Origin of the sequence: Actinomycetospora sp., assembly GCF_036497585.1 — a bacterium.
In the GTDB taxonomy this organism is placed as follows: domain Bacteria; phylum Actinomycetota; class Actinomycetes; order Mycobacteriales; family Pseudonocardiaceae; genus Actinomycetospora.
The window spans coordinates 1-20,720 of record NZ_DASXJD010000214.1 but is presented as its reverse complement, the minus strand read 5'-3'; the positions used below and the strand labels follow the sequence as shown (position 1 = coordinate 20,720).

The following is a 20,720-nucleotide window of genomic DNA, read 5'->3' as shown; positions in this document are numbered from 1 at the left end:
GCCGCCGTGCTCGCGAACCAGGTGAAGGGACAGTCCGCCGAGCGCTGAGGTGTCCCGACCACGTCGGGACCTTCGGCCCTGTCGCCCGGCGCGCGACGGGCGGCACTCTCCTCACCGGGCCTGTCGCGGGGCCAGAGTCGGTGCAGAGGAGAAGCGCCGGCTCCCCTCGTGGGCGGGCCCCCGGGGCCCGGGTGCACCAGGCGGAGCACGACCGCACGAGGTGGACGCCGTGGGTCCGGTGCCGCGTACCGGCTACCGGTACGCCGCGCCGCGGCCCGCTCGGACGGCGTGAAGGCACGCGTGGTCACCCGCCCCGGACGCGGCGCCGGTCCCGGCCCGCCCCCATGGGGCGGGGCCGGCGTCCGGCTCCCGCGCGGGTTGTTTCGAGCGTCGCACTGCTCGCTGCCCGCATCATCGGGCGCGGTTGGCCCGGGCGGGCCCTGCTCCCGCGCGCCGCGGGTGCCTAGCGTCGGTGGTGCCGTCGGGTCCGTCGCCCTCCGCAGGTCCCGGGGGCCGGTCGCCGGCCGGACCGCTGGTGGTGCGGTCGACTCTCCTCCGGCCGGCGACCCCTCGACGCCTTTCGGGAGCAAGCGATGTTCGTGGACATGCAGGGCGCGGGCTGCGCCGAGTGCGGCCGCCCCGTGGCGGCCTGGGTCGACCGGGCCATGTGGCCCTGCGGGTGCCCCGCCGGCACCGCCGGGCCGCCGCTGGAGACCGGGGCGGTGGTGGCACTGCCGGTGCCCCGCCGTGCCCCCGAGGTCCGCGCCGCGGGCCGGCACTGGGCGGCGAGCGCGTGAGCGACGACGAGCGACACCCGGACTCCTCCGGCGAGTGGCGCACCGACGAGAGCTGGACCGGGGGGATGGACCCCACGGTGCCGGCGCTGTGCGAGCGCTGCTGGTTCCCGATCCTGCCCGGCCAGACCGCGCGACGGACCCCGGTGCACGTGAGCGGTCCCCGCTTCACCGCCCGGCTGGTGTCGTTCGTGCACTGCGCGCCGGTGTGCACGCCCCAGGACGACGACGAGCACGGCTCCGAGGCCGCCTGACCCCTCACCGGACCGCTGGGCCGAAGGTCCGCATCATGTCGGCGACGACGTCCGCGGTCCGCGAGCTGCCGGCGTCGGGACGCTGCGCGAGCGCGGTCACCACGAGCCCCGGGGCGTCCGCGGGGGCCGCGGCGGTCATCCAGTCGTCGATCCCACCCCCCGGCACTGACGGGTCCTCGGCGGTGCCGGACTTGGCCGCCACCGGGACCCCGACCCCCGCCAGCGCCGCCCCGGTCCCCGAGGTCACCATCGCGCGCATCCCCGCCCGCACCGGCCCGAGCCGGTCGGCGAAGGGCAGCGGCGTCGGGGCGGCGTGGGGGAGCGCGGTGGCGCCCGGCCCGGCGCCGACGGTCATCCCCAGGTAGGGCGTGGCCAGCGCGCCGGTGGACACCGCGGCCGTCCAGCGGGCGTCCTGCAGGGGCGTGACCTGCAGGGGCCCCTGCCCGATGCCGAGGATGACCGTGGTGCCGGGGTACCAGGTTCCCCCGGCGGCCCCGACGCTCGCCGGGGTGCCGAGGTAGCCGGGACTCTCCCCGGGCAGGTCGATGCCCGTGCGGCTCCCGACGCCGAGCGCGTGCGCGGTGTCGATCATCGTCTCCGGCCCGAGGGCCACGGCGAGCTGGTAGAAGTACACGTCGTTCGACCAGGCGATGGCGTCGACGAGGTCCTGCGGCGGCAGCACCCGCCAGTTGTTGAACGTGTGGTCGCCGTAGGTGTAGCTGCCGCCGGTCGGGATGACCCGCTCCGGCGGGATCACCGGGCGGACCATGTCCGCGGTGGCGTTGACGAGCTTGTAGGTCGAGCCCGGCGGGACGGCCGAGGCGATCGCGTGGTCGATCATCGGGTCGCCCGGCGCGGTCGACGCCTGCTCCAGGGCGGCGTGGTCGAGCGGCGGGCCGTAGAGGCCGTCGTCGTGGCTGGGCCAGCTGGCGAGTGCGAGCACGGCGCCGGTGCGGGGATCCATCGCGACGCCGGCGCCGACCGCCCCGGTCGGGCTGCCGCCGAGGGAGGCGGCGACGTCGGCGACGAGCCGCTGCTGCATCGCGAGGTCGATCGTGAGCGCCAGCGTCGCTCCGGGGACCGGGTCCCGCCGCGCGGCCGCCGCGACGGGCCGGCCGGCGGGGTCGACCCAGTAGCACTGCTCGCCGGGTGCGCCGCGCAGGACCGCGTCGTAGGTCTGCTCGATGCCGGACCGCCCGGTGGTGCCGTTGGGGTCGAGGTCGCTCGCCCGGGCGGCCTCGGTCGGGGTCACGTTCCCGACCCAGCCCAGAACCGGCCCGTGGACCGGACCGGTGGGGTAGGCCCGGCGGGGCGCGGGCACCACGACGACCCCGGGCACGTCCGCGCGGGTCACGGCCTCGCCGACCGGGCCGGGCACCACCCCGGCGTCGAGGTCGACGGTCGTGGCGGGCGCCGGGTCGACCACCGTGTGCAGGGCGGCGGGCGGGCGGCCGAGCAGGGCGGCGAGCCGGTCGAGCGCCCCGGGCCGGGCGCGCAGCAGCGCGGGCGCGAGCCGCACGTCGGCGGCGCCCGCGTCGGCGGCGAGAACGGCGCCGTGCCGGTCGACGATCGCGCCGCGGGGCGCCGGGATCGTGACGCAGCGGGTCATCTGGTCGACGCCCGCGGCCAGCGCCGCCGGGTCCCGGACCAGGCCGATCCCGTAGCCGGCGAACATCGCGAGGACGGCGGTCACCGCGACGACGGCGATCCGGGCGAGCCGGGGACGGGCGCGCGCGACGGGGGCCCACAGCGGGCGGCGGGCACCGTCGCGGCGCCCGCCGAGGGCGAGGCCGAGGGCGGCCAGGTGCACCACGGTGGCCGTGCCGCCCGCGGAGAGGATCGGGAAGGGGACGCCGGCGACGGGCAGGAGCCCGAGATTGCCGCCGGTGGAGACGACGAGCTCGACACCGACGAGCACGGCGAACCCGGCGCACAGCAGCCGGCCGGTGGCGCTGCGCGGCGAGCGGGCGCCGAGCACGCACCGCCACACGATCACCAGGCCCGCCAGCACCGCGAGCCCGGCGGCCACCGCACCCCACCCCGAGGCGAGCGAGGCGAGCGCGAGGTCGGTCTCCCGCTCCGGGAGGTAGTTCGCGGCGAGGGTGTGCACCGGGTCGCCCCGGTCGCCCCACCAGCCACCCCGGGCGATCGCGAGCCGCGCCTGCCGCACCGCCCAGCCCGGGCCCTCGGCCGACAGCGACCCGGTCAGGAAGGTGCCGAGCCGTTGGAGCTGGTAGTCGTGCAGCAGCCCAAGGGTCAGCGGGGCCGCGACCACCGCGGCCGCGAGCACGGGCAGCAGGGCGCGCGCCGGGACGCGGGCGATCACGACGACGGCCGCGGCGGTGAGGGTGAGCAGCGTCGCGGTGGAGAGGTCCGGCTGGCCGGCGACGAGCACGATCGGGACCGCGGCGAGCGGCAGCGCCACCGCGAACCGCCGCCACGTGGGTCGGCTGCGGCCGAGCACCGCGGCCAGCGCGAGCGGCACGGCGAGCTTGGCGAGCTCGGAGGGCTGCAGCGTGACGGCCCCGCTCCCGAGCCAGCGACGGGCACCGTTGACCTCGAGCCCCCCGACGAGGACGGCGAGCAGCAGCACCAGCGTGGTGCCGTACACCGTCCACGCCAGCCACGACGTGACCGGGCGTCGTCGCGCGGTGAGCAGGAGCAGGAGCACCAGGCCGAGACCGCCGGTCGCGAGCTTGGTGACGGCCGCGTCGGGCTCGCCGGCGGCCAGCAGGTTGGCCGCCCCGAGGCCGACGAGGGTGACCGCGGCGAGGATCGCGGCGGCGTCCGCCCACGCGGCGCGCCGTGGCTCGGCTCCCCGCTCCTCGCGGGCCCGGGCGCGGGCACGGCGCCGGACCCCGCGGTCCTCGCCGCCGGGGCGGCGGAACGCCTCGAGGCGCCGGCGCAGCCTCCGGCGCATCCGCGCGACCGGGCCGCGCCGCTCCCGGCCCCAGCCCGCGCCCGGGTCCGGCACCCGTGACGGCGGCCGGTCCCAGTCCTCCGGCTGGTCGCTCAGCACGGTCCGCTCCCGACGGTGACCGGCGCGGACGCCGCGCGGGCGGGCGGTGCGGTGACCGCGGTGAGCGCGAGGGCCCGGCCGGATGGGAGCGCCACGGTGCCGACGCCGTAGGCGCCGGCGGCCGCGGGGGTGGTCCCCGAGCCGAGGGTCTGCTGGGTTCCGCGGCAGCGGTCGGCCGCCACCACGGTCCAGGTCGTGGGGGTCGCGGGGGCGCCGGCCCGGTGGTCGATCGCGACGACGACGGTGCAGGGGCCGCCCGCCGCGCACGGCGGGTCGAGGAGGCGGAGGCGGACGGCCGCGACGTCGCCGGCGGCGGCCGGGGCGACGACGGGGACCGGCAGCAGCGCGACGGCGGCGGCGGTCGGGCGGGGCGACGGGACGTCGGCGGCGTCCCGCAGCCGCGCCACGTCGGAGCGGATGCGCCCCTGGAGCAGGGCGAGCTCGGTGAGCACCACGAGGACGACGAGGACCACCGCGGCGAGCCAGGGCCAGGTCCGGCGCCACGCCCGGGAGGCGGTGGTCCGGACGTCCGCCCGCCGGCGGGGCGGGGGGTAGGGCGGGGTGGCCAGGAGGTGGTCGGGGTCGGAGCCGGGTGGGCGGCTGGGCGCAGCGGTCATCGGGACGTCCGGGCGGGCGCGAGGGGTGGAGGTGGGGGCTCAGGCGGGGCGGGAGCGCAGCTCGGGACGGCCGCCCGCGAGGGTGAGCCCCTCGGCGACGCACGTCCGCGGCCGTTCGGGCACCTTGACGGGGAACCCGAGCGCGGTCTCGAGCTGCTCGCGCAGGTGCAGTGCGGCCGACGCGCCCCCGACGAGCACGACGCCGCCGGCGAGGAGGTCCGGCACCCCGGCGACCGGCAGGTCCTCGAGGCAGTCGGCGAGCGCGGTCACCGCGCGGGCCACCACCGGGGCGACGGCCGCCTCGGTCTCGCCTGCCTCGATCGTCGCGACCCGCGGGCGTCCGCTCGCGACATCGCGGCCCTCGGTCACGAGCGCCTCGCGGGCCGCCGACGTCCGGATCTTCAGGTCGTCGGCCGCGGCGGCGGAGAGGTGCAGGCCGTGCTCGTCGCGCAGGTGCGCCCGCAGGGCCGCGGTCATCTCGTCGCCCGCGTCGCGGCAGGAGCGGGCGGTGAGCACCACCCCGCGGCAGAACACCGCGATCTCGGCGGTGCCGGCACCGACGTCGACCACGGCCTGGACGCGGGTGTCGGCGAGGTCGAGCCCGCAACCGAGCGCGGCCGCCAGCGGCGCGGCGAGGAGCTCGACGTGCGCGAGCCCCGCCTCCTCGGCCGATTCCAGCAGCGCCCGCCGCTCCAGTGGGGTCGCCTCGACCGGGCAGCTCAGCACGGCGTGGGGGCGGCGCAGCCGCCACCGGCCGCGCGCGGTCTGTCGCACCAGCTGGTGGAGGTAGGTGCGGACGAGGCTCAGGTCGGTGACGGCTCCGCCGCGCAACGGGTGCCCGACGCGGGCGCCGGCGGGGGTGCGGCCGAGGAGGGCCGCGGCATCGTCGCCCACCAGCAGCTCCCGCCCGCGGCGGGCGGGCCACTCCACCAGCAGCGTCGGTTCGTCGTGCACCACTCCCTCGCGGGGGTGGCACACCACGGTCGTCCCGGTCCCCAGATCGATGCCGATGTCCGCCACCGGTGCCCCCTCGCTCCCCGTCTCGCCCGCTACCGCGCAGCGACCGACGCTAGGAGCGTGTGGTGGGGTCCGGTCAGGGTCGATGCTCCTCCCGGGAGCGACCGAAGGTCCCTACCGCGAGCCGGGTCAGGCGGCGGCGACCCGCGCGACGGCGTCGAGGCGCAGCCCGGAGACGGTGAGCACCCCGCGGCGCAGGTTGAGGCGGGTCTGGATGCGGCCGAGCACCGGGAGCAGGTCCGCGCCGAGGCCGGAGGCACCGCGGGCGTCCACCCGCACGTGGCGGGCGCCCGCGACCAGGAGCGTCCGCAGGTGCTCGGCGACCCGCGGTGCGACGTCGCCGTCCTGCGCGCCGCGCAGCACCAGCAGTCCCTCGTCCCCGTCCAGCACCGAGCCGACGAAGCCCGTGCGACTCCCGAAATCCGTCATCCCGGCCCCTTCGTCGTGATCTCCGCGTCACAGCGTGGTGACCGCTCCGTGCCGCGGGCAGGGCCATTGGTCCCGAATCGACGGCCGGTTCCCCCGCCGGGGGCCGCGGGGGCGACGCGGGGTGGTCAGCGCCGGAGACCGGTGAGGTCGGCGTGGGGGGTCGGCGCCACCGCGTCGTCCGTGGCGTCGTCCGGGACCGGGGTCCGGAACGAGGTCGTGGTGCCCCCGCGCGGGTCGGTCGTCACGCTCACCTCGCCGCCCCGCAGCCCCGCCAGGCGGCGCATCCCGACGAGGTCGGGCGCGGGGAGCTCGCCGGGGGCGCCGTCGTCGGACACGGTCAGGGTGACCTCCTGGGGCGAGCAGGCGAGCTCGACGGCGAGCCGCCCGACCCGCGCGTGCCGGGTGACCGCCGCGAGCGCCTCCACCAGGACCGCCACGAGCGTGCGGCCGAGGGCGGGTGGCACGGCATCGAGCCGGCCCCGCCAGGTCAGCACCGGGACGACACCGAGGTCGTTGGCCGCCTGCTCGACGAGCCGGTGGAGGACGGCGGCGAGCCCGTCGCCGGCGAGGTCCTCCTCGATCGCGAGGATCGTGGACCGCAGCTCGGTGACCGCGTCGTCGATGGCCTCGAGGGCCCGGAGCGCCAACGGGTTCGGCGGGGCCTCCGCCATGCCCGCGCGGAGCTCGAGACCGGCCGCGAACAGGTCCTGCAGCACCACGTCGTGCACGTCCTCGGCGATGCGGTGGCGCTCGGCGCGCAGCGCCTCCCGGGCCAGGGCGTCCTGGTTCCCGAGCTCGCGCTCGAGCCGCTCGGTGATATCGGTGACGTGCACGAGCAGGCCGGTGACCCCGCCGTCGTCGGCGAGGAGGGGGACGTAGCCGGCCTGGCAGGTCCGGCGGTGGCCCGCGGCGTTGACGACGACGCGGTCGAGCGTGCGCGGGCGGCCGGCGAGCGCCGCCGCGATGTCCTCCCGGTTGACGGCGTAGAGCTGCGCGCCGAGCGCCTCCCCGAGCGGCATGCCGACCATCGCGGCGGGATCGAGCCCGAGCCAGCGCCCGCACGCCGCGTTGGCGTAGCGGCAGCGCTCGTCGGTGTCCCAGGTCGCGACGATCGCGGGCAGGCGGTCCAGCACGGTGCCGGCCTCCGCCGCGCCGAGCCGGGGTTCCGGCCCGCTCACGGCCGGGACCGGCCGGCGGCGTGCCGGACCGCCGCGAGCAGCTCGCTGCCGCGCAACGACTTCGGCACCACGGCCGCCACCCCGAGGGCGAGGGCCCGTTCGGTCTCGGCGTCGGTCACCGCCCCGGAGTGCACGATCAGGGCCACCTCCGGGGCCTCCCGGGCGAGGAGCGCGCAGAGGTCGATGCCCCGCCCGTCGGGCAGCCGGTTGTCGACCACGGCTACCTCGGGGCGGGCAGTGCGGACCGCGTCGTGGCCGCCGCGCAGGTCACCGGCGACGGCCACCACGTCGAGGCCGGCCGCGCGCAGGAGCGCCGTGAGCTGCTCGCGTACGGCGGGGTGGTCCTCCACCAGCACGACCCGGGCCGGCCGCGTGATCGTCGCGGTGCCCGGACCGCCGGCGCTCTCCTCGTCCATGGACGACAGCCCACCGCGGACCGGGTGCCCCGGCGAGGGCCGACCGTCGTGCCCGGAGCGGGCAGAGGTCCCCGCCGCCGGGCACGTCTCGGGACTTCCGGCCCTGCCGGTCGGGGAGGTGACCGACGAGTCTCGGGGCCATGACCGACGGACACGGCGCGGACGCCGGGCCACGGACGCTCCCCGGCCACGTCACGACGGGCGCGGTGCACGGCACGATCGGCGGGTGCGACGGGGACCGGGTCGGCGCCCACCGCGCGCGCAGCGTCCGGGTGTTCGCCCCGGCCGACCGGTCGCGGCGGGGGGTCCTGCGCTGGGCCGCCCGGCACGCCGCGCGCACCGACGGCTTCCTCGAGGTGCTGCTCGAGCCCGCGGGCGCCGACGCCCCGCCGGCGCCGGCCGGCTTGGTGGGGCTCCTCGTCGAGACGGGGCGGGACCTCCTCGCCCGGATCGTCGGCCCGCTGCGGCCGGCTGCGAGCCGGCTGACCCGCGAGCTCACCGGCGCCGTGGCCGGGGCCCGCCTGCTGGTGGTGCCGCAGTCCCTCCCGCAGCTGCCGGCGCTCGTCGAGATGGTCACCGAGCCACTGGTGTCCGTGCCGGACCGCCCACTGCCCCGGCCCGACTCGTCCGTGGTGCTCGCGCTCGCGCCGTGGACCGGGCCCGAGGTCATCGGGGCGGCGTTCGAGACGGCCGCCCGCTACGGGGTCGACCTGCGGGCCGTCCGGGCCGTGTCGGACCCCCGCGACGCGGACGAGGCCGCGCGCAGCTGCGAGGACGACCTCGCGGCCTGGCGGCTCACCCGTCCCGAGGTGACGGTCGACGTCGAGATCGTCGACCGGGAGCCCACCGAGGCGCTCATGAGCCGGGCGCGGGACGCGCAGCTGGTCGTGACCGGCCGCCCGGCCAGGGGCCGGGCCCGGGAGCTGGTCGAGCCCTCCCCGGCCTCGGAGCTGCTGCGCCTGGCGACCTGCCCCGTGCTCGTCGTGCCCCCACCCGGTGCACCCCGGACCACCTGGTCGGCGCGCCCGGAGTGGGGCGCGGTCCCGGTCCCCTGATGGTCAGCCGGAGGCGGGGTCCGGTCCCTCGACGAGCTGGTAGCGCGCGTCGGGCGCTCCGCCGACGGCCGCGAGGACCTCGGGCGAGGGGTGCCGCAGCTCCACGCGCACGCCCCGCACCAGCAGCCGGACCCGCAGCGCGGCCACCGCCCGCGCCGTCGCCGGCCCGGGCAGCAGCGCGCCCACCTCGAGCACGACGGTCTCCGGGTGGCCGAGCGCGGCGGGGTCGAGACCGCGCAGGGCGGCGGCCGTCGTCCCCGCGTGGCACCGGACGGTGGCGCGGGTGCCGTCGTGCAGCAGGACCGCCGCGCAGGTCGGCGGGTGTCCGTGCTCCCGCCCCGCGGCGGTGTCCGGCGACCACCACCACGGGTCGCTGACGTGGGTGTCGGCCGGGCTCGGGGCGCTCACCGGGGGCTCCGGGTTCCGGGCCGGCGGGTGGTGCCGATCGCGCGCAGGACCGATCCGGCGGTCAGCAGCGCCACCGGCTCGCCGGCGTGGACGAGCACGGCCATGTCGTCGTCGGCGGCAAGCAGCTCGGCGACGGCGTCGGGCAGCGGCATGTCCGCCGGCAGCCGGGGCACCGCCCGGGCGATGAGCCCGACCGACTCGAGCGCCCGGCGGGCGTGGTCCTCCGGCCCGGCGGCCGCCGCGAGGCGGCGCAGCAGCGCGACCTCCGAGAGGACCCGCGGCTGGTGGGTGCCGTCGCGGACCACGAGGTGGTCCAGACCGCGGCGGCGCATCAGCGCCAGCGCCGCCGGGACGCGCAGCGCCGCCGGGACCAGCAGCGGTTCGAGGGGGTCGGCGCAGTCGCGGGCGCGCGGGTCGTCGTCGAGGACCTCGGGAGGTGCCGCGAGGACGACCGGCGCCCGTTCCCCGGTGGTCATCCCCGCTCCCGGTCGGCGAGGTCGAGCCGGTCGTGCCAGACGTCGGCCGAGGTGAGCCGCCGCTGGGCGACGCACCGCAGCACGTCCCGCCGGGTGAGGACCCCGACCAGCGACCCGTCCTCGACGATCGGGACCACGCGCAGTCGGCGGTCGAGCATTTCCCCGACGACGTCGGCGACGTCGCTGTCCGGGGTGCGGGAGACCGGGTCGCGGGTCATGACCTCGCCGACGGTCACCGCCGGGCGGGTCGCCGCGGTGGCGTCGTCGCCCGCCGGGATGCGGGCGCGGACCATGTCGGCCTCGGTCGCGATCCCCACCAGCCGCCCGTCCTCGACCACCGGCAGCGCGGAGTAGCCGTGCTCGACGAGCAGCCCGGCGGCCTCGGTCACCGTTGCGTCGGGGGCGACCCGCGTCACCGGCCGGCTTATGATGTCTCCTGCTCTCACGGGGTGCCTCCTCGGCCCGTCGCGTCTCTCGGTCCCGCCGAGTGCACCGCGGCGCCTCCACCGTCCCCAGGGTCGCCGGGCCCGGCGCGGCGGGTCGGGGGGCCCTGGATGTCGTCCCGTCCGGGCACGACGGTGGGGAGCCGTCCAGGGAGCGGTCCGAGGAGGGTGTGATGCAGGCTCGAGTGGGCACGTGGGTGGTCATCGAGGGTCCGAACGACCGGACCCCGCGCCGGGAGGGCCGGGTCGAGGCCCTCACCCACGAGGACGGGTCCCCGCCGTACTGGGTGCGGTGGCTGGACGAGCACAGCAGCCTGGTGTTCCCGGGGCCGGACTGCCGGCTCGAGGAACAGGCACCCCACGCCGGGGTGTGATCCGCCGGGTCAGCGGGAGCGGAAGGCCCCGGGCAGAGTCGGCGCGGGTCTCGGTGAGGGGGGCGCGGACGTGCCGCAGCCGGGTGAGCACGTCGCGGGCGCGCGCGGGACGTGCGGAGCACCTCGGTCGTGGGCGGGTCGTCGGAGATCGCCCGCGACGGTGATCAGGGCCGATGGTCCCGCTCCCGCGAGCCCGGTGGCCCCGTCGAGCGACCCTGCCGGAGAGATCGCCGGAGCGGCGAGGGTCGGTCGGTGACCACGCGGGAGGACCGCGCGACGACCGGGAGGCACAGGCCATGACCGCCGCACTGCAGACCGAGGGCGTCGGTCGGATGGCCCGCGACGCCGTCGTGATCGACGAGGGAGTGCCGCTCGGCGCGGCGTGGCACCGCCTCCACGAGGACCCCGACAGGTGCGGGGTGGTCGTCCGCGGCCGGATGCCGATCGCCGTGGTCACCGCGGGGGACCTCGCCGAACGGTGGCCCGGCGGCGGGCCGGCGTGCTCGTGGGCGCGCCCGGTCGGTGCCGTGCTGGAGCGTCCGCTCGGCGTCGAGGTCCTCGACGCCGACGACGACCTCGAGCACGCCGCCCGACGCCTGCTGTCCTCCGGGTTGATCGCCCTGCCGGTGGCACCGGTGCAGGCGGGCGGCCCGTGGCTGGTGCTCGGGCTACGGGCCCTGCTCGCGGCGGTGCTGGACGCCCGGAGCCGGCCGTGAACCCCCGGCCGGTGACGGTCGGGGTCGACGGGACGCTCTCCGCGCGGCAGGCGGCCCGGTGGGCCGCGGTCGAGGCGGAGCTCCTCGGCGCCGCGCTCGAGGTCGTCGCCGTCGGGGACCGCGACACCGCGGCCGTGGCGGCCCGCGAGGGCCTGACCGAGGCCCGCGACGCGGCGACGGTGCCGATGGGCGCGACGACCCGCCGGGGCGACCCGGTCGAGGTGCTCGTGGAGGAGTCCGCCCACTCCCGGCTGCTCGTGCTCGGCAACCGGGGTCTCGGTGCGCTGCGCGGGCTGCTGTCCGGGTCGGTCTCGGGGCCGGTCGCGGCACGGGCGCACTGCCCGGTGGCCGTGGTCCGCGGACCCGAACGCCTCCGCGACGAGCGCCCGGTGGTGCTGGGCGTCGACGGCACACCCGCGGGGGAGGGCGCGATCGGCTACGCGTTCGAGGCCGCCGACCGGCGGGCGGTGCCGCTGATCGCGGTGCACGTGTGGCGCGACGAGCTCGACGACCCGGAGTGGGCCTCGGCCTTCGTGGACGTCGACCCCACCGAGCAGGAGCGGGAGCTCCTCTCCGAGCGGCTCGCCGGCTGGAGCGCGCGGTTCCCCGACGTCGACCTGACCCGCGTCCTCGACGACGACCAGCCGGTGCGCGCGCTCGTCGCGCGGTCACTGCAGGCCTCGCTGCTGGTGCTCGGCACCCGGGGCAGGCTGCGCGCGCCGGGACGGTGGGGCTCGGTGGCGGGCGCGGTCCTGCACGAGGCGCAGTGCCCGGTCGTGGTGGTCCGGCCCACCCCGGTCGCCACGGGCTGAGCCCGCGGCACCCGTCCCCGCCCGGCTCAGCGCGGCGCGGACACGGGGGACCCGGCCACGGGGGATTCGGCGGACACCTGCTCGGGGATGCGGACACCTGCTCGGGGATGACGACGACGGGGCAGGCGACGTTGCCGACCAGGCGGCCGGCGATCGGACCGGGTCCCGCGGTTCCCGGGTCGCGCGTGCCCAGCACGAGCATGGCGGCCTCACGCGCCTCCCGGGCGAGCACCGCGACGGGGTGTCCCTCGCGGACCACCCCGGACCACCTCGACGGGCGGCTCACCGACCACGGACTCCACGGCCACGTCGAGCACCGCCTCCGCGCGGCGGCGGGCGTCGGCCTGCGAGCCGTAGAGGTCCGGGTGGGCGTGGGCGAGCACGGCTCGCACCCGCGGCCCGGGCAGGCCGAGCGGCCCCGAGGTCCAGCGCACCTGGTCGATCGCCCAGCGCAGCGCGGCCAGCGAGGAGTCCGTCCCGTCCACCCCGACGACGACCGGCGCCGGCCCGGCGGCCCGGCCGGCGTCCGGGTCGCCGCCGTCGGCCGAGGGGTCGGTGCGGTCGAGGTGCAGCTCCCCGGCCGCGACACGCCGCAGCACGTCGCGGCGCCCGACGATCCCGAACGCTCGCATCGCCCTCGTGCGCACCCTCTCCGTCTCGTGTCGCAGCGTGATCGTCGGCGCGCCGGGGGGCCCGTCGGCAGGGCCGACCGGTAGCCGGTCCCGGGACCTCGGGCCCTGACGACCCCGTGGTCGCGGGCCGCAAGGTGATCACCGTCGAGAGAGGACGGGGTCGAGGAGGCGGGGATGGGCCGCGGGCGGGACGTGCTGGTCGTCGGGGTGGACGAGTCCGCCACCGGTGACGCCGCCCTGCGCCACGCCCTCGACGAGGCGGTCCTGCGCGGCGCACCGGTGCGCGTGGTCATCGCGTGCCCGGCCCCGTCGCCGCGCGCCCCCGTCGACGAGGAGCTCCCGGTGCCCGACGCGGCCACGATCCGCGACGCGATCGCCGCCGTCGTGCGCCGCCGGGTCGCCGAGATCCGGCGGCTGGTCCCCGGAGCGGCCGACCTCGACGTCGAGGTGGTCGCGATGACGGGCTCCCCGGTGGGTGTCCTCGTCGAGGCCGCCCGGGACGCCGCGCTGCTCGTCGTGGGCCACCGCCGGCGCGGGACCTGGAGCACCACCCTGGTCGGCTCGGTCGGACTCGGCGTCGTCCTGCACGCGCCGTGCCCGGTCACCGTCGTGCCGGTCCTTCCGGCCCGGAGCGGCCCGGCCGCGCCGGACCCGCACTACGAGACCACGCCGGTCCCCGTTCCCACCGGCCCCATCGCCACCACCGTCCCCGCCCCCGAGGAGACGTCATGAACACCCCGTCCCGGCCCGTCGTCGTCGGCGTCGACGGGCGACCCGCCGGGCTGCGCGCCGTGGCCTGGGCGGCCCGCGAGGCCGACCGGCGCGGCCTCCCGGTGAGCCTGGTCGCCGCCGTTCCGGACGACACCCCGGACCCGGAGGCGGCCGCGCGCCGCGCGCACGCCGACCTGGTGGCCGCCCGCCGCGCCGCCCTCGCCAGCGCCGCCGTCGTCACCTCGACCGAGGTGGCCGCCGGGCGCCCGGCCGAGGTGCTGGCCGACCACAGCAGCGACGCCTCGCTGGTCGTCCTCGGCGGCGACGGCCACCGTCCCGACGAACCCGCCCTCGGCTCCGTCGGCTCCGCGACGATCGTCGACGCCTCGTGCCCCGTGGTCGTCGTCCCGGCACGCTGGGGCACCGAGCGCCACGTCGGCGACGTCGTGGTGGCCGTCGACCCGGCCGAGGCCGACGAGCTCCGCCACGCCACGGTCGGGCTGGCGGCCGAGGTGGCCCGCAGCTGGCACCGGCCGCTGCTCGTCGCCGTCGTGCTGCCCGGGGCGCACACCGCCCCCGACGTCGGCGCCGCCCGCCGCGTCTTCGACTCCTGTCCCGACGACGTCGGGCCGGGCGTGACCGTGCACGAGGTCCTGGGCCACGGCGACCCGACCGAGGAGCTGCTCGGGCTCGTCGGCCCCTCGACCGGCCTGCTCGTGCTCGGCGCCCGGAGCGACGGGCCCGACGCCCCGAGCGCGGTGGGGCGCGCGGTGCGCGGTCGCGCCCGCTGCCCGATCGCGGTCGTCCCGGCCGCCGCCGCCCGCGCGGCCGGCGGACCCGTCGCCGCGCCGGCCCTCGCGGGCCGGCCGGCATGAGCCCCACCCCCACCCCTGCCCGAGGAGGCACCATGACCAGTGCGCCCACGCTCGGCGCCACCCGTCCCGTCGGCCCGCTCATGGCGGTCCTGCTCGGCCCTGGCAGCCCACTGGCCGCGGGAGCGTCCGACGAGGCCCGGGACCGGCCGTGAGCGCCGGCGCGCCGCCGACCGTCCGCACCACCGGGATCCCCACGCTCGACGAACTGCACGCGAGCGACGCCCCCGCGGTCGGCGGGAAGGCCGCCCACCTCGGCGAGCTCCGCTCGGCGGGGTTCCCGGTGCCGCCCGGCTTCGTCGTGCCCGCCGCCGCCTTCCTGGACACCCTCGACGCGGCCGGGCTGCGCGACGAGGTCGCCGAGGAGCACCGCCGGGCGCTCGCCGCGTCGGACGCGGGGCGCGCCGGGTGCTGCGAGCGGCTCGCGGCGCTCGTCCGGCGCGCCGGCATGCCCGAGGGGCTGCCCGACGCCGTCCGCGCCGCCTACGGGGCGCTCGCCGACCCCGACGCCGGGGCCGGTCCGGTGGTCGCGGTCCGCTCGTCCGCCCTGGGCGAGGACGCCGAGGAGACCTCGTTCGCCGGCATGAACGCCAGCTTCACCGGCGTGCGCGGCGGCGACGCCGTCGTCGCCCGTGTCGTGGACTGCTGGGCGTCGCTGTTCGGCGCCCGCGCCGTGGCCTACCGCGCCTCGCGCGGGCTCGACACCGAGCCCGCGATCGCCGTGGTGGTGCAGGTGATGGTGCCGGCCGACCGGGCCGGGGTGTGCTTCACGGCGGACCCGCGCACCGGCGACCGCACGACCGTCGTCGTCGAGGCGGTGCTGGGCCAGGGCGAGACGGTCGTGGGTGGGGCCGTGGAGCCCGACACCTACGAGCTCGCCACCGACGGGCCCGGCGGCCCCCAGCTGCGCGCGATGCGCATCGGCCGCCAGGACCACGAGGTGGTGGCCGGGCCCGACGGCCGGGACCGGACCGTCGCGCTCGGCCCGGAGCGGGCCGGCGCCCAGGTGCTCACGGTCGCCGAGATCGAGGACGTCGCGACGACCGCCCTCGCGGTCGCGGCGCACTACGGACGCCCCCAGGACGTGGAGTGGGCGTTCGCCGACGAGAAGCTCTGGCTGGTGCAGGCCCGCCCCGTCACGACCGGCGGCGCGGACGCGGCCGCCGGGGTGTCGGGCGGTGAGGTCGTGCTGCGCGGCATCCCCGCCTCGCCCGGTCGCGTCACCGGCCCGGTCCGGGTGCTGCGGCAGCCCTCCGACGGGGTCCGGCTCGCTGCCGGCGAGGTGCTCGTCGCGCCCCTGACCAACCCCGACTGGCTGCCGGCGATGCGCCGCGCCGCCGCGGTCGTCACCGAGGCCGGCGGGGCCACCTGCCACGCGGCCATCGCCGCCCGCGAGCTCGGCCTGCCGGGCGTGGTCGGCACCGGCGACGCCACCACCGTGCTGCACGACGGCCAGGTCGTCACCGTCGACGGCTCCAGCGGCGAGGTGGCCGTGGGCGGCGACGTGGCGCCCGCGGCGACCCCGGAGCCCGGGCCGGCCCGGGTCGCGGCACCGCCCCCGGCCGCGGCACCGGCCGCCCCGGAGTCCCTCGCGACGAAGGTCATGGTCAACCTCGCCCAGCCCGAGGCCGCCGCCCAGGCGGCCGCGCGGCCCGGGATCGACGGCGTGGGCCTGCTGCGTGCCGAGTTCCTCCTGACCTCGGCGCTCGGCGGCGTGCACCCGAAGGAGCTGATCGCCCGGGGCGAGTCCGACCGGTTCGTCGACGCGCTCGCCACGGCCGTCGAGTCGATCGTCGCGCCCTTCGACCCGCGCCCGGTCGTCTACCGCACCACCGACCTGCGCAGCAACGAGTTCCGCGGCCTGCAGGGCGGCGAGGCCCACGAGCCGGTCGAGAACAATCCGATGATCGGCTTCCGGGGCGCCTTCCGGTACCTGCGCGAGCCCGAGGTGTTCACCCTCGAGCTGGCGGCCCTGGCGCGGGTGCACGAGCGGCACCCGAACCTCGCGGTGATGCTGCCCTTCGTCCGCACCCGCTGGGAGCTCGAGGCCTGCCTCGACCTGATCGACCGCTCGCCGCTGGGCGGCCGTCGCGGCGTCGCCCGGTGGATGATGGCCGAGGTGCCGTCGGTGGTGTACCGGCTCGAGCAGTACGTCGCCGCCGGCATCGACGGCGTCTCGATCGGCAGCAACGACCTCACCCAGCTCGTCCTCGGGGTGGACCGCGACTCGCAGCTGTGCTCCGCGGTCTACGACGAGGCCGACGAAGCGGTCGTCCACGCCATCGAGCGGATCATCGCGACCGGCCGCCGGCTCGGCGTCCCGGTCTCGCTGTGCGGTCAGGCGCCCTCGACCCGCCCGGCCTACGTCGACGTCCTGGTGCGCGCCGGCATCACCTCGGTGTCGGTGGACCCCTCGGCGGCCGACGCCGTCCGGGCGGCGCTGGGCCGGGCGGAGCGCCGGGTGCTGCTCGACGCCGCCCTCGCGGACCGCGGCGCGCGATGAGAGCCGCCACCCGGGCCGGGCTCGCGGCCGTCACGGTCGTGCTCGCCCTGGCCGCGGCGGGCTGCGTCACCGTCTCGACCCCGGCGTCGACCCCGGCGCCCGCCCCGACCCCCGCCTCGTCCCGCCCGATGATGGGCCAGGGTGGCTCCGCGTCCGGCGACGCCGACGACGGGTACGGCGGTCCCGGCGGGATGATGGGCGGCACCGCGGTGCCGACGCCCGTCCCGCACAGCGGCCCGGTCGCGGGGGAGGTGCTCGCCCCGGCCGACGTCGTCGCGCTGCAGCGGGCCGTCGACCAGGGGACCCAGCCCTGGCGGCTCGACCCGCAGATGACCGCCGTCGCGTTCACCCGCGCCCGGTTCGGCTGGATGATGCCGCGCACCGATGCCACCGCGGCGGACACGGTTCTCGTCGACGACGGCGCCGGCGGCGCGGTCTCGCTGCGCCTGGTCCAGCCCGGGCGCACCGGGGCCGACGGGGTGTGGACGGTGGCGGGGGGAACATGGCTGCGGTGACCACCACCATGCGGGCCTTCCGCGTGTCCCACCCGGCGCCGGCGGCCACGTACCCGCTCGAGCCGGTGGAGACCGCGGTGCCGGAGCCGGGCCCCGGTGAGGTCGGGATCCGGGTGCTGGCCTGCGGCGTGTGCCGCACCGACCTGCACGTCACCGAGGGCGACCTGCCCGTCCACCGGCCCGGCGTGGTGCCGGGCCACGAGATCGTCGGCGAGGTGGAGGCTCTCGGGAACGGGGTGACCGACCTCGCCGTCGGGGACCGCGTCGGGGTCGCCTGGCTGCGCCACACCTGCGGACTCTGCCGGTACTGCGTCCGCGGGGCCGAGAATCTCTGCCCGGAGTCGCGCTACACCGGCTGGGACGCCGACGGCGGGTACGCCGAGCACACCGTCGCCCCCGCGGCGTTCGTGCACCGGCTGCCGCCGGGGTACTCCGACGTCGAGCTGGCGCCGCTGCTCTGCGCGGGCATCATCGGCTTCCGCGCGCTGCGGCGCGCCTGCCTGCCCCAGGGCGGCAGTCTCGGGATCTACGGGTTCGGCGGCAGCGCCCACCTCGCGGCCCAGGTCGCGCTGGCGCAGGGCGCGGCGGTGCACGTCATGACCCGCAGCCCCGACGCCCAGCAGCTCGCCCGGCAGCTCGGGGCGGCCTCGGCCCAGGGTGCCGCGGACCCGCCGCCCGAGCCCCTCGACGCCGCGATCCTGTTCGCGCCGGTGGGGGACCTGGTGCTACCGGCCCTCGAGGCGCTCGACCGCGGCGGCACCCTGGCGATCGCCGGGATCCACCTCTCGGACATCCCGACGCTGGACTACCAGCGGCACCTCTTCCAGGAACGCACCCTGCGCAGCGTCACCTCGAACACCCGCGCCGACGCCCGCGAGTTCCTCGCGATCGCGGCCCGGCACCACCTCGAGGTGACGACGATGCCCTACGCCCTCGACGACGCCGGCCGCGCGCTCGCCGACCTCGCGGCCGACCGGGTGACCGGCGCCGCCGTCCTCGTCCCCTGACCCGTGAACAGGAGTGTCATGAGCGGCCGCCCTGCTGCTGACCCACGCCGAGGGCGCCGAGATGCTCGTGGTCGGCAGCCGCGGCCACGGCGGGTTCACCGGCATGCTGCTCGGCTCGGTGAGCCAGCACGTCGTGGCCCACGCCTCCTGCCCGGTCGTTGTCGTCCGCTGACGCGGGGCGTCAGCGGAACGCGTCGACGACGCCGACCTCGGAGAGCGAGACCAGGGCGCCCTGCGTGCGGCCGTCGTCGTCGTAGCGCGTGGAGACCAGGGTGTCGAAGGCGCGCGGGCGGCCCGGGGCCGGGCACGACACGACGGTCCGCGCCGGGACCGGCAGACCGCCCCGGACGGCGGCGTGGACGGACCGGGCCAGATCGGAGCCGGGCTGGTCGCCGGCCGCCTCGCAGACCGCGAGATAGGAGCGGCCGACACCGGCCCGGCGGGGGTCGCCGCCGTTGTGGCGGCAGAAGTCGTCCCAGGCCCGGTTGGTCCAGACGATGACCCCGTCCCGGTCGAGCAGCGCGAGCTCGACCCGGCCCTCCTCCGGCGCGGCCTCGATCTCGGCGACGCTCGTGCCGTGCTCCCGGAAGAACACGTCGCGCACGTTCCGCACGGCCGCGTCCAACTGGTCGACCTGGGCGAGGAGCATCTCCCGGCCGGGCGGGTCGGCGAACGAGGCGAGGGCCATCAGGCGCAGGGACACCTTCATGACGCGGTCCAAGGACCCGGCGTGGATGTCGCGGACCAGTGCCTCCACGACGTCGATGCGGATGTCCTCGTGTCGGGACCAGGACGGGAACTCCCCGTTGCGCTCAGCCGACATGGGCACACCTCACCTGCCCCGGTCCCCCGACGGATTCGACGGTACTCGTCGGGGCAAGCGACTGTCCGGCGCCGGACCGACGGCGCCGGACCGTCGCCGCGTCACGCCGGCACGATGTTCTGGTTGACCGAGAACGTGTTCTCCGGGTCGTAGCGGCGCTTGACCCGGGCCAGGCGGTCGTAGTTGTCGCCGTAGGCGGCGCGGACGCGGTCCTGGCCCGCCTCCATCATGAAGTTGACGTAGCCGCCGCCGGTCGAGGTCGGGTGGAGGGCCTCGGAGTAGTCGCGGGCCCAGCGGGAGATGAGCTCGGCGTTGGCCGGGTCGGGGTCGACGCCGACGATCACCCCGGCCCAGCCGCCCTCGCGGTAGCGGAAGGCGGTGGCGTCGGCGGGCACGCGGGCGGCGGCGCCGTCGATCGGGTACAGGTGCATCGTGGACTGGCCGGTGGGCAGCTGCGGCCCGTAGCGGACGTGGACGTCGATGGCGTCGTCGGTGATCTCGCGGAAGAAGTCGGTGCGCCAGTACCACTGCAGCCCGGCCGGGAAGAGCGGGTCGAAGGCGCTCTGCAGCGCGGTGAACGGCAACGGCATCAGCCCGTTCACCAGGGGCGATCCGAAGCTGCGGACCGGCTCGAGGACCTCGTCGGCCCGGTCGTGCGGCCCGGTGTAGCACCACAGGATGCCGCACGCCTGCCGTCCCCACAGCTCCTCCGGGAACGGCGGGGCGGGCGGGATGGTGAGCAGCCCCAGCCACCCGGACAGCTCCTCGGGCAGCGCGGGGACCAGCGAGCGGTACCAGCGCATGACCTCCGCGGTGTCGGCGATGTCGTAGAGCACCGGCCCGCCGATGACGATGCCCTGCTCGCCGATGTCGTGGCAGCGGAAGGTGAAGGAGGTGACGATCCCGAAGTTCCCGCCGCCGCCGCGCAGGGCCCAGAACAGGTCGGGGTGGGAGGTCTCGTCGGCGGTGACGAAGGTGCCGTCGGCGAGCACGACGTCGGCGGCGAGCAGGTTGTCGACGGTGAGCCCGAAGCGGCGGGACAGGTAGCCGATCCCGCCGCCCAGCGCCAGGCCGGCCACGCCGGTGGAGGCGATGAAGCCCGAGGGCGTGGCCATGCCGAACGCCACGGTGGCGTGGTCGACGTCGCCCCAGGTGCACCCGGCGTCGACCCGCACGGTGTGGTGGGCGGGGTCGACGGTGGTGCTGCGCATCAGCGACAGGTCGATGGTCAGGGCGTCGTCCCAGACGCCGAACCCCGCGGCGTGGTGGCCGCCCCCGCGCACCGCGATCCGGACGCCGTGCTCGCGGGCGAAGCGGACCGCGGCGATCACGTCCGCCACGTCCCGGCACCGGGCGATCGCCGCGGGCCGCTTGTCGACCATGCCGTTGTAGACGGCGCGGGCCTCGTCGTACCCCGGGTCCGCGGGGGTGATCAGCTCGCCGCGCAGCGCGCCGGCGAGGTCGCCGTAAGGGGCGGTGATCACGGTGGTGGTCATGGTGGAGTCCTTCGCGTCGAGGGCGGGCGCGGCGCCCCGCGCCCGAGGTCGACGCTAGGAACGGGGCGTTCGCGCAGCGTTCGCGTGCCGGGCCCCCACCCCCGCGGGCTCGCGAACGGTCCGGACCCCGAGCGCGGCGAGGTCGGCCTCGGC

Annotated in this window: 24 protein-coding genes; 12 read left to right on the top strand and 12 right to left on the bottom strand. The window is 77.9% G+C overall.

Features of this window, described 5'->3' with window-relative positions; translation table 11 throughout:
- The first annotated feature begins 593 nt into the window (after positions 1-593).
- Together VGH76_RS21385 and VGH76_RS21380 are read left to right on the top strand one after the other, a co-directional pair.
- Entirely contained in the window at positions 594-797 is a 204-nt protein-coding gene (locus VGH76_RS21385) for a hypothetical protein (protein WP_331558736.1), read from the top strand.
- Complete coding sequence (locus VGH76_RS21380; protein ID WP_331558735.1) at positions 794-1,048, top strand: hypothetical protein; 255 nt, start codon at positions 794-796, stop codon at positions 1,046-1,048. The genes VGH76_RS21385 and VGH76_RS21380 overlap by 4 nt, the downstream gene beginning before the upstream one ends.
- Before the next feature lie 4 nt (positions 1,049-1,052).
- Here the strand turns inward: VGH76_RS21380 and VGH76_RS21375 are convergent, their stop codons facing one another.
- The 6 genes from VGH76_RS21375 to VGH76_RS21350 form a co-directional block, all read right to left on the bottom strand.
- Positions 1,053-4,067 (bottom strand): FtsW/RodA/SpoVE family cell cycle protein, encoded by a 3,015-nt coding sequence (locus VGH76_RS21375; RefSeq protein WP_331558734.1) that lies wholly within the window; start codon positions 4,065-4,067, stop codon positions 1,053-1,055.
- Entirely contained in the window at positions 4,061-4,684 is a 624-nt protein-coding gene (locus VGH76_RS21370; protein WP_331558733.1) for a hypothetical protein, read from the bottom strand. The genes VGH76_RS21375 and VGH76_RS21370 overlap by 7 nt, the downstream gene beginning before the upstream one ends.
- A gap of 39 nt (positions 4,685-4,723) precedes the next feature.
- Positions 4,724-5,704 (bottom strand): rod shape-determining protein, encoded by a 981-nt coding sequence (locus tag VGH76_RS21365; protein ID WP_331558732.1) that lies wholly within the window; start codon positions 5,702-5,704, stop codon positions 4,724-4,726.
- Positions 5,705-5,830: 126 nt separating this feature from the next.
- Complete coding sequence (locus tag VGH76_RS21360) at positions 5,831-6,130, bottom strand: hypothetical protein (protein WP_331558731.1); 300 nt, start codon at positions 6,128-6,130, stop codon at positions 5,831-5,833.
- A gap of 125 nt (positions 6,131-6,255) precedes the next feature.
- On the bottom strand, positions 6,256-7,308 hold the full coding sequence (locus VGH76_RS21355; protein ID WP_331558730.1) for a PAS domain-containing protein: 1,053 nt from the start codon (positions 7,306-7,308) through the stop codon (positions 6,256-6,258).
- On the bottom strand, positions 7,305-7,724 hold the full coding sequence (locus VGH76_RS21350; protein ID WP_331558729.1) for a response regulator transcription factor: 420 nt from the start codon (positions 7,722-7,724) through the stop codon (positions 7,305-7,307). Before VGH76_RS21350 ends, VGH76_RS21355 begins: the two co-directional genes overlap by 4 nt.
- A 140-nt stretch (positions 7,725-7,864) precedes the next feature.
- Between VGH76_RS21350 and VGH76_RS21345 the strand changes: the two genes are divergently transcribed.
- Positions 7,865-8,779 (top strand): universal stress protein, encoded by a 915-nt coding sequence (locus tag VGH76_RS21345; protein ID WP_331558728.1) that lies wholly within the window; start codon positions 7,865-7,867, stop codon positions 8,777-8,779.
- A 3-nt stretch (positions 8,780-8,782) separates the two neighbouring features.
- Here VGH76_RS21345 and VGH76_RS21340 read toward each other — a convergent pair whose 3' ends face one another.
- The 3 genes from VGH76_RS21340 to VGH76_RS21330 are packed head-to-tail and all read right to left on the bottom strand — an operon-like array spanning position 8,783 to position 10,109.
- On the bottom strand, positions 8,783-9,187 hold the full coding sequence (locus VGH76_RS21340) for a hypothetical protein (RefSeq protein ID WP_331558727.1): 405 nt from the start codon (positions 9,185-9,187) through the stop codon (positions 8,783-8,785).
- Positions 9,184-9,663 (bottom strand): hypothetical protein, encoded by a 480-nt coding sequence (locus VGH76_RS21335; protein WP_331558726.1) that lies wholly within the window; start codon positions 9,661-9,663, stop codon positions 9,184-9,186. The genes VGH76_RS21340 and VGH76_RS21335 overlap by 4 nt, the downstream gene beginning before the upstream one ends.
- Positions 9,660-10,109 (bottom strand): HPP family protein, encoded by a 450-nt coding sequence (locus VGH76_RS21330; protein ID WP_331558725.1) that lies wholly within the window; start codon positions 10,107-10,109, stop codon positions 9,660-9,662. Before VGH76_RS21330 ends, VGH76_RS21335 begins: the two co-directional genes overlap by 4 nt.
- 170 nt (positions 10,110-10,279) lie before the next feature.
- On the opposite strand from VGH76_RS21330, the gene VGH76_RS21325 reads away from it, so the two are divergent.
- From VGH76_RS21325 to VGH76_RS21315, 3 genes are all read left to right on the top strand, one after another.
- Entirely contained in the window at positions 10,280-10,480 is a 201-nt protein-coding gene (locus tag VGH76_RS21325; RefSeq protein WP_331558724.1) for a DUF1918 domain-containing protein, read from the top strand.
- A 296-nt stretch (positions 10,481-10,776) separates the two neighbouring features.
- Positions 10,777-11,196: a CBS domain-containing protein gene (locus VGH76_RS21320; protein ID WP_331558723.1), complete on the top strand. Its 420-nt coding sequence runs from the start codon at positions 10,777-10,779 to the stop codon at positions 11,194-11,196.
- A complete protein-coding gene (locus VGH76_RS21315; protein ID WP_331558722.1) occupies positions 11,193-12,008 on the top strand; it encodes a universal stress protein in 816 nt (271 codons plus the stop codon). Before VGH76_RS21320 ends, VGH76_RS21315 begins: the two co-directional genes overlap by 4 nt.
- 209 nt (positions 12,009-12,217) lie before the next feature.
- Here VGH76_RS21315 and VGH76_RS21310 read toward each other — a convergent pair whose 3' ends face one another.
- Positions 12,218-12,640, bottom strand: coding sequence for a hypothetical protein (locus tag VGH76_RS21310; RefSeq protein WP_331558721.1), 423 nt, complete (start codon positions 12,638-12,640; stop codon positions 12,218-12,220).
- A 174-nt stretch (positions 12,641-12,814) separates the two neighbouring features.
- Here VGH76_RS21310 and VGH76_RS21305 point away from each other — a divergent pair, with 174 nt between their 5' ends.
- The 6 genes from VGH76_RS21305 to VGH76_RS21280 all read left to right on the top strand — a co-directional run bounded on the left by VGH76_RS21305 (position 12,815) and on the right by VGH76_RS21280 (position 18,420).
- Positions 12,815-13,372 (top strand): universal stress protein, encoded by a 558-nt coding sequence (locus VGH76_RS21305; RefSeq protein WP_331558720.1) that lies wholly within the window; start codon positions 12,815-12,817, stop codon positions 13,370-13,372.
- The gene (locus VGH76_RS21300) at positions 13,369-14,226 is read left to right on the top strand and encodes a universal stress protein (RefSeq protein ID WP_331558719.1); all 858 of its coding nucleotides are present in this window, start codon (positions 13,369-13,371) and stop codon (positions 14,224-14,226) included. The genes VGH76_RS21305 and VGH76_RS21300 overlap by 4 nt, the downstream gene beginning before the upstream one ends.
- Positions 14,227-14,374: 148 nt before the next feature.
- Positions 14,375-16,726 carry a phosphoenolpyruvate synthase gene (gene ppsA, locus VGH76_RS21295; protein WP_414637775.1) on the top strand — a complete coding sequence of 784 codons (2,352 nt, stop codon included), beginning with the start codon at positions 14,375-14,377 and terminating at the stop codon, positions 16,724-16,726.
- A complete protein-coding gene (locus VGH76_RS21290) occupies positions 16,723-17,241 on the top strand; it encodes a hypothetical protein (RefSeq protein ID WP_331558718.1) in 519 nt (172 codons plus the stop codon). The genes ppsA and VGH76_RS21290 overlap by 4 nt, the downstream gene beginning before the upstream one ends.
- A gap of 8 nt (positions 17,242-17,249) precedes the next feature.
- Entirely contained in the window at positions 17,250-18,248 is a 999-nt protein-coding gene (locus tag VGH76_RS21285; protein WP_331558737.1) for a zinc-binding alcohol dehydrogenase family protein, read from the top strand.
- 31 nt (positions 18,249-18,279) lie between these two features.
- Positions 18,280-18,420 (top strand): universal stress protein, encoded by a 141-nt coding sequence (locus VGH76_RS21280; RefSeq protein ID WP_414637776.1) that lies wholly within the window; start codon positions 18,280-18,282, stop codon positions 18,418-18,420.
- A 9-nt stretch (positions 18,421-18,429) separates the two neighbouring features.
- On the opposite strand, the gene VGH76_RS21275 is transcribed toward VGH76_RS21280, so the two are convergent.
- Together VGH76_RS21275 and VGH76_RS21270 are read right to left on the bottom strand one after the other, a co-directional pair.
- Entirely contained in the window at positions 18,430-19,071 is a 642-nt protein-coding gene (locus VGH76_RS21275) for a PAS domain-containing protein (RefSeq protein ID WP_331558716.1), read from the bottom strand.
- A gap of 101 nt (positions 19,072-19,172) precedes the next feature.
- Positions 19,173-20,567 carry an FAD-binding oxidoreductase gene (locus VGH76_RS21270; RefSeq protein ID WP_331558715.1) on the bottom strand — a complete coding sequence of 465 codons (1,395 nt, stop codon included), beginning with the start codon at positions 20,565-20,567 and terminating at the stop codon, positions 19,173-19,175.
- Positions 20,568-20,720: the final 153 nt, after the last annotated feature.

What these genes read in the sequence shown, in the direction of transcription:
- VGH76_RS21385 (WP_331558736.1), top strand. Translation starts at nt 594, where the DNA reads ATGTTCGTGGACATGCAGGGCGCGGGCTGCGCCGAGTGCGGCCGCCCC.
- VGH76_RS21370 (WP_331558733.1), bottom strand. Translation starts at nt 4,684, where the DNA reads ATGACCGCTGCGCCCAGCCGCCCACCCGGCTCCGACCCCGACCACCTC.
- VGH76_RS21360 (WP_331558731.1), bottom strand. Translation starts at nt 6,130, where the DNA reads ATGACGGATTTCGGGAGTCGCACGGGCTTCGTCGGCTCGGTGCTGGAC.
- VGH76_RS21350 (WP_331558729.1), bottom strand. Translation starts at nt 7,724, where the DNA reads ATGGACGAGGAGAGCGCCGGCGGTCCGGGCACCGCGACGATCACGCGG.
- VGH76_RS21345 (WP_331558728.1), top strand. Translation starts at nt 7,865, where the DNA reads ATGACCGACGGACACGGCGCGGACGCCGGGCCACGGACGCTCCCCGGC.
- VGH76_RS21335 (WP_331558726.1), bottom strand. Translation starts at nt 9,663, where the DNA reads ATGACCACCGGGGAACGGGCGCCGGTCGTCCTCGCGGCACCTCCCGAG.
- VGH76_RS21325 (WP_331558724.1), top strand. Translation starts at nt 10,280, where the DNA reads ATGCAGGCTCGAGTGGGCACGTGGGTGGTCATCGAGGGTCCGAACGAC.
- VGH76_RS21320 (WP_331558723.1), top strand. Translation starts at nt 10,777, where the DNA reads ATGACCGCCGCACTGCAGACCGAGGGCGTCGGTCGGATGGCCCGCGAC.
- VGH76_RS21310 (WP_331558721.1), bottom strand. Translation starts at nt 12,640, where the DNA reads ATGCGAGCGTTCGGGATCGTCGGGCGCCGCGACGTGCTGCGGCGTGTC.
- VGH76_RS21305 (WP_331558720.1), top strand. Translation starts at nt 12,815, where the DNA reads ATGGGCCGCGGGCGGGACGTGCTGGTCGTCGGGGTGGACGAGTCCGCC.
- VGH76_RS21300 (WP_331558719.1), top strand. Translation starts at nt 13,369, where the DNA reads ATGAACACCCCGTCCCGGCCCGTCGTCGTCGGCGTCGACGGGCGACCC.
- VGH76_RS21290 (WP_331558718.1), top strand. Translation starts at nt 16,723, where the DNA reads ATGAGAGCCGCCACCCGGGCCGGGCTCGCGGCCGTCACGGTCGTGCTC.
- VGH76_RS21285 (WP_331558737.1), top strand. Translation starts at nt 17,250, where the DNA reads ATGCGGGCCTTCCGCGTGTCCCACCCGGCGCCGGCGGCCACGTACCCG.
- VGH76_RS21275 (WP_331558716.1), bottom strand. Translation starts at nt 19,071, where the DNA reads ATGTCGGCTGAGCGCAACGGGGAGTTCCCGTCCTGGTCCCGACACGAG.
- VGH76_RS21270 (WP_331558715.1), bottom strand. Translation starts at nt 20,567, where the DNA reads ATGACCACCACCGTGATCACCGCCCCTTACGGCGACCTCGCCGGCGCG.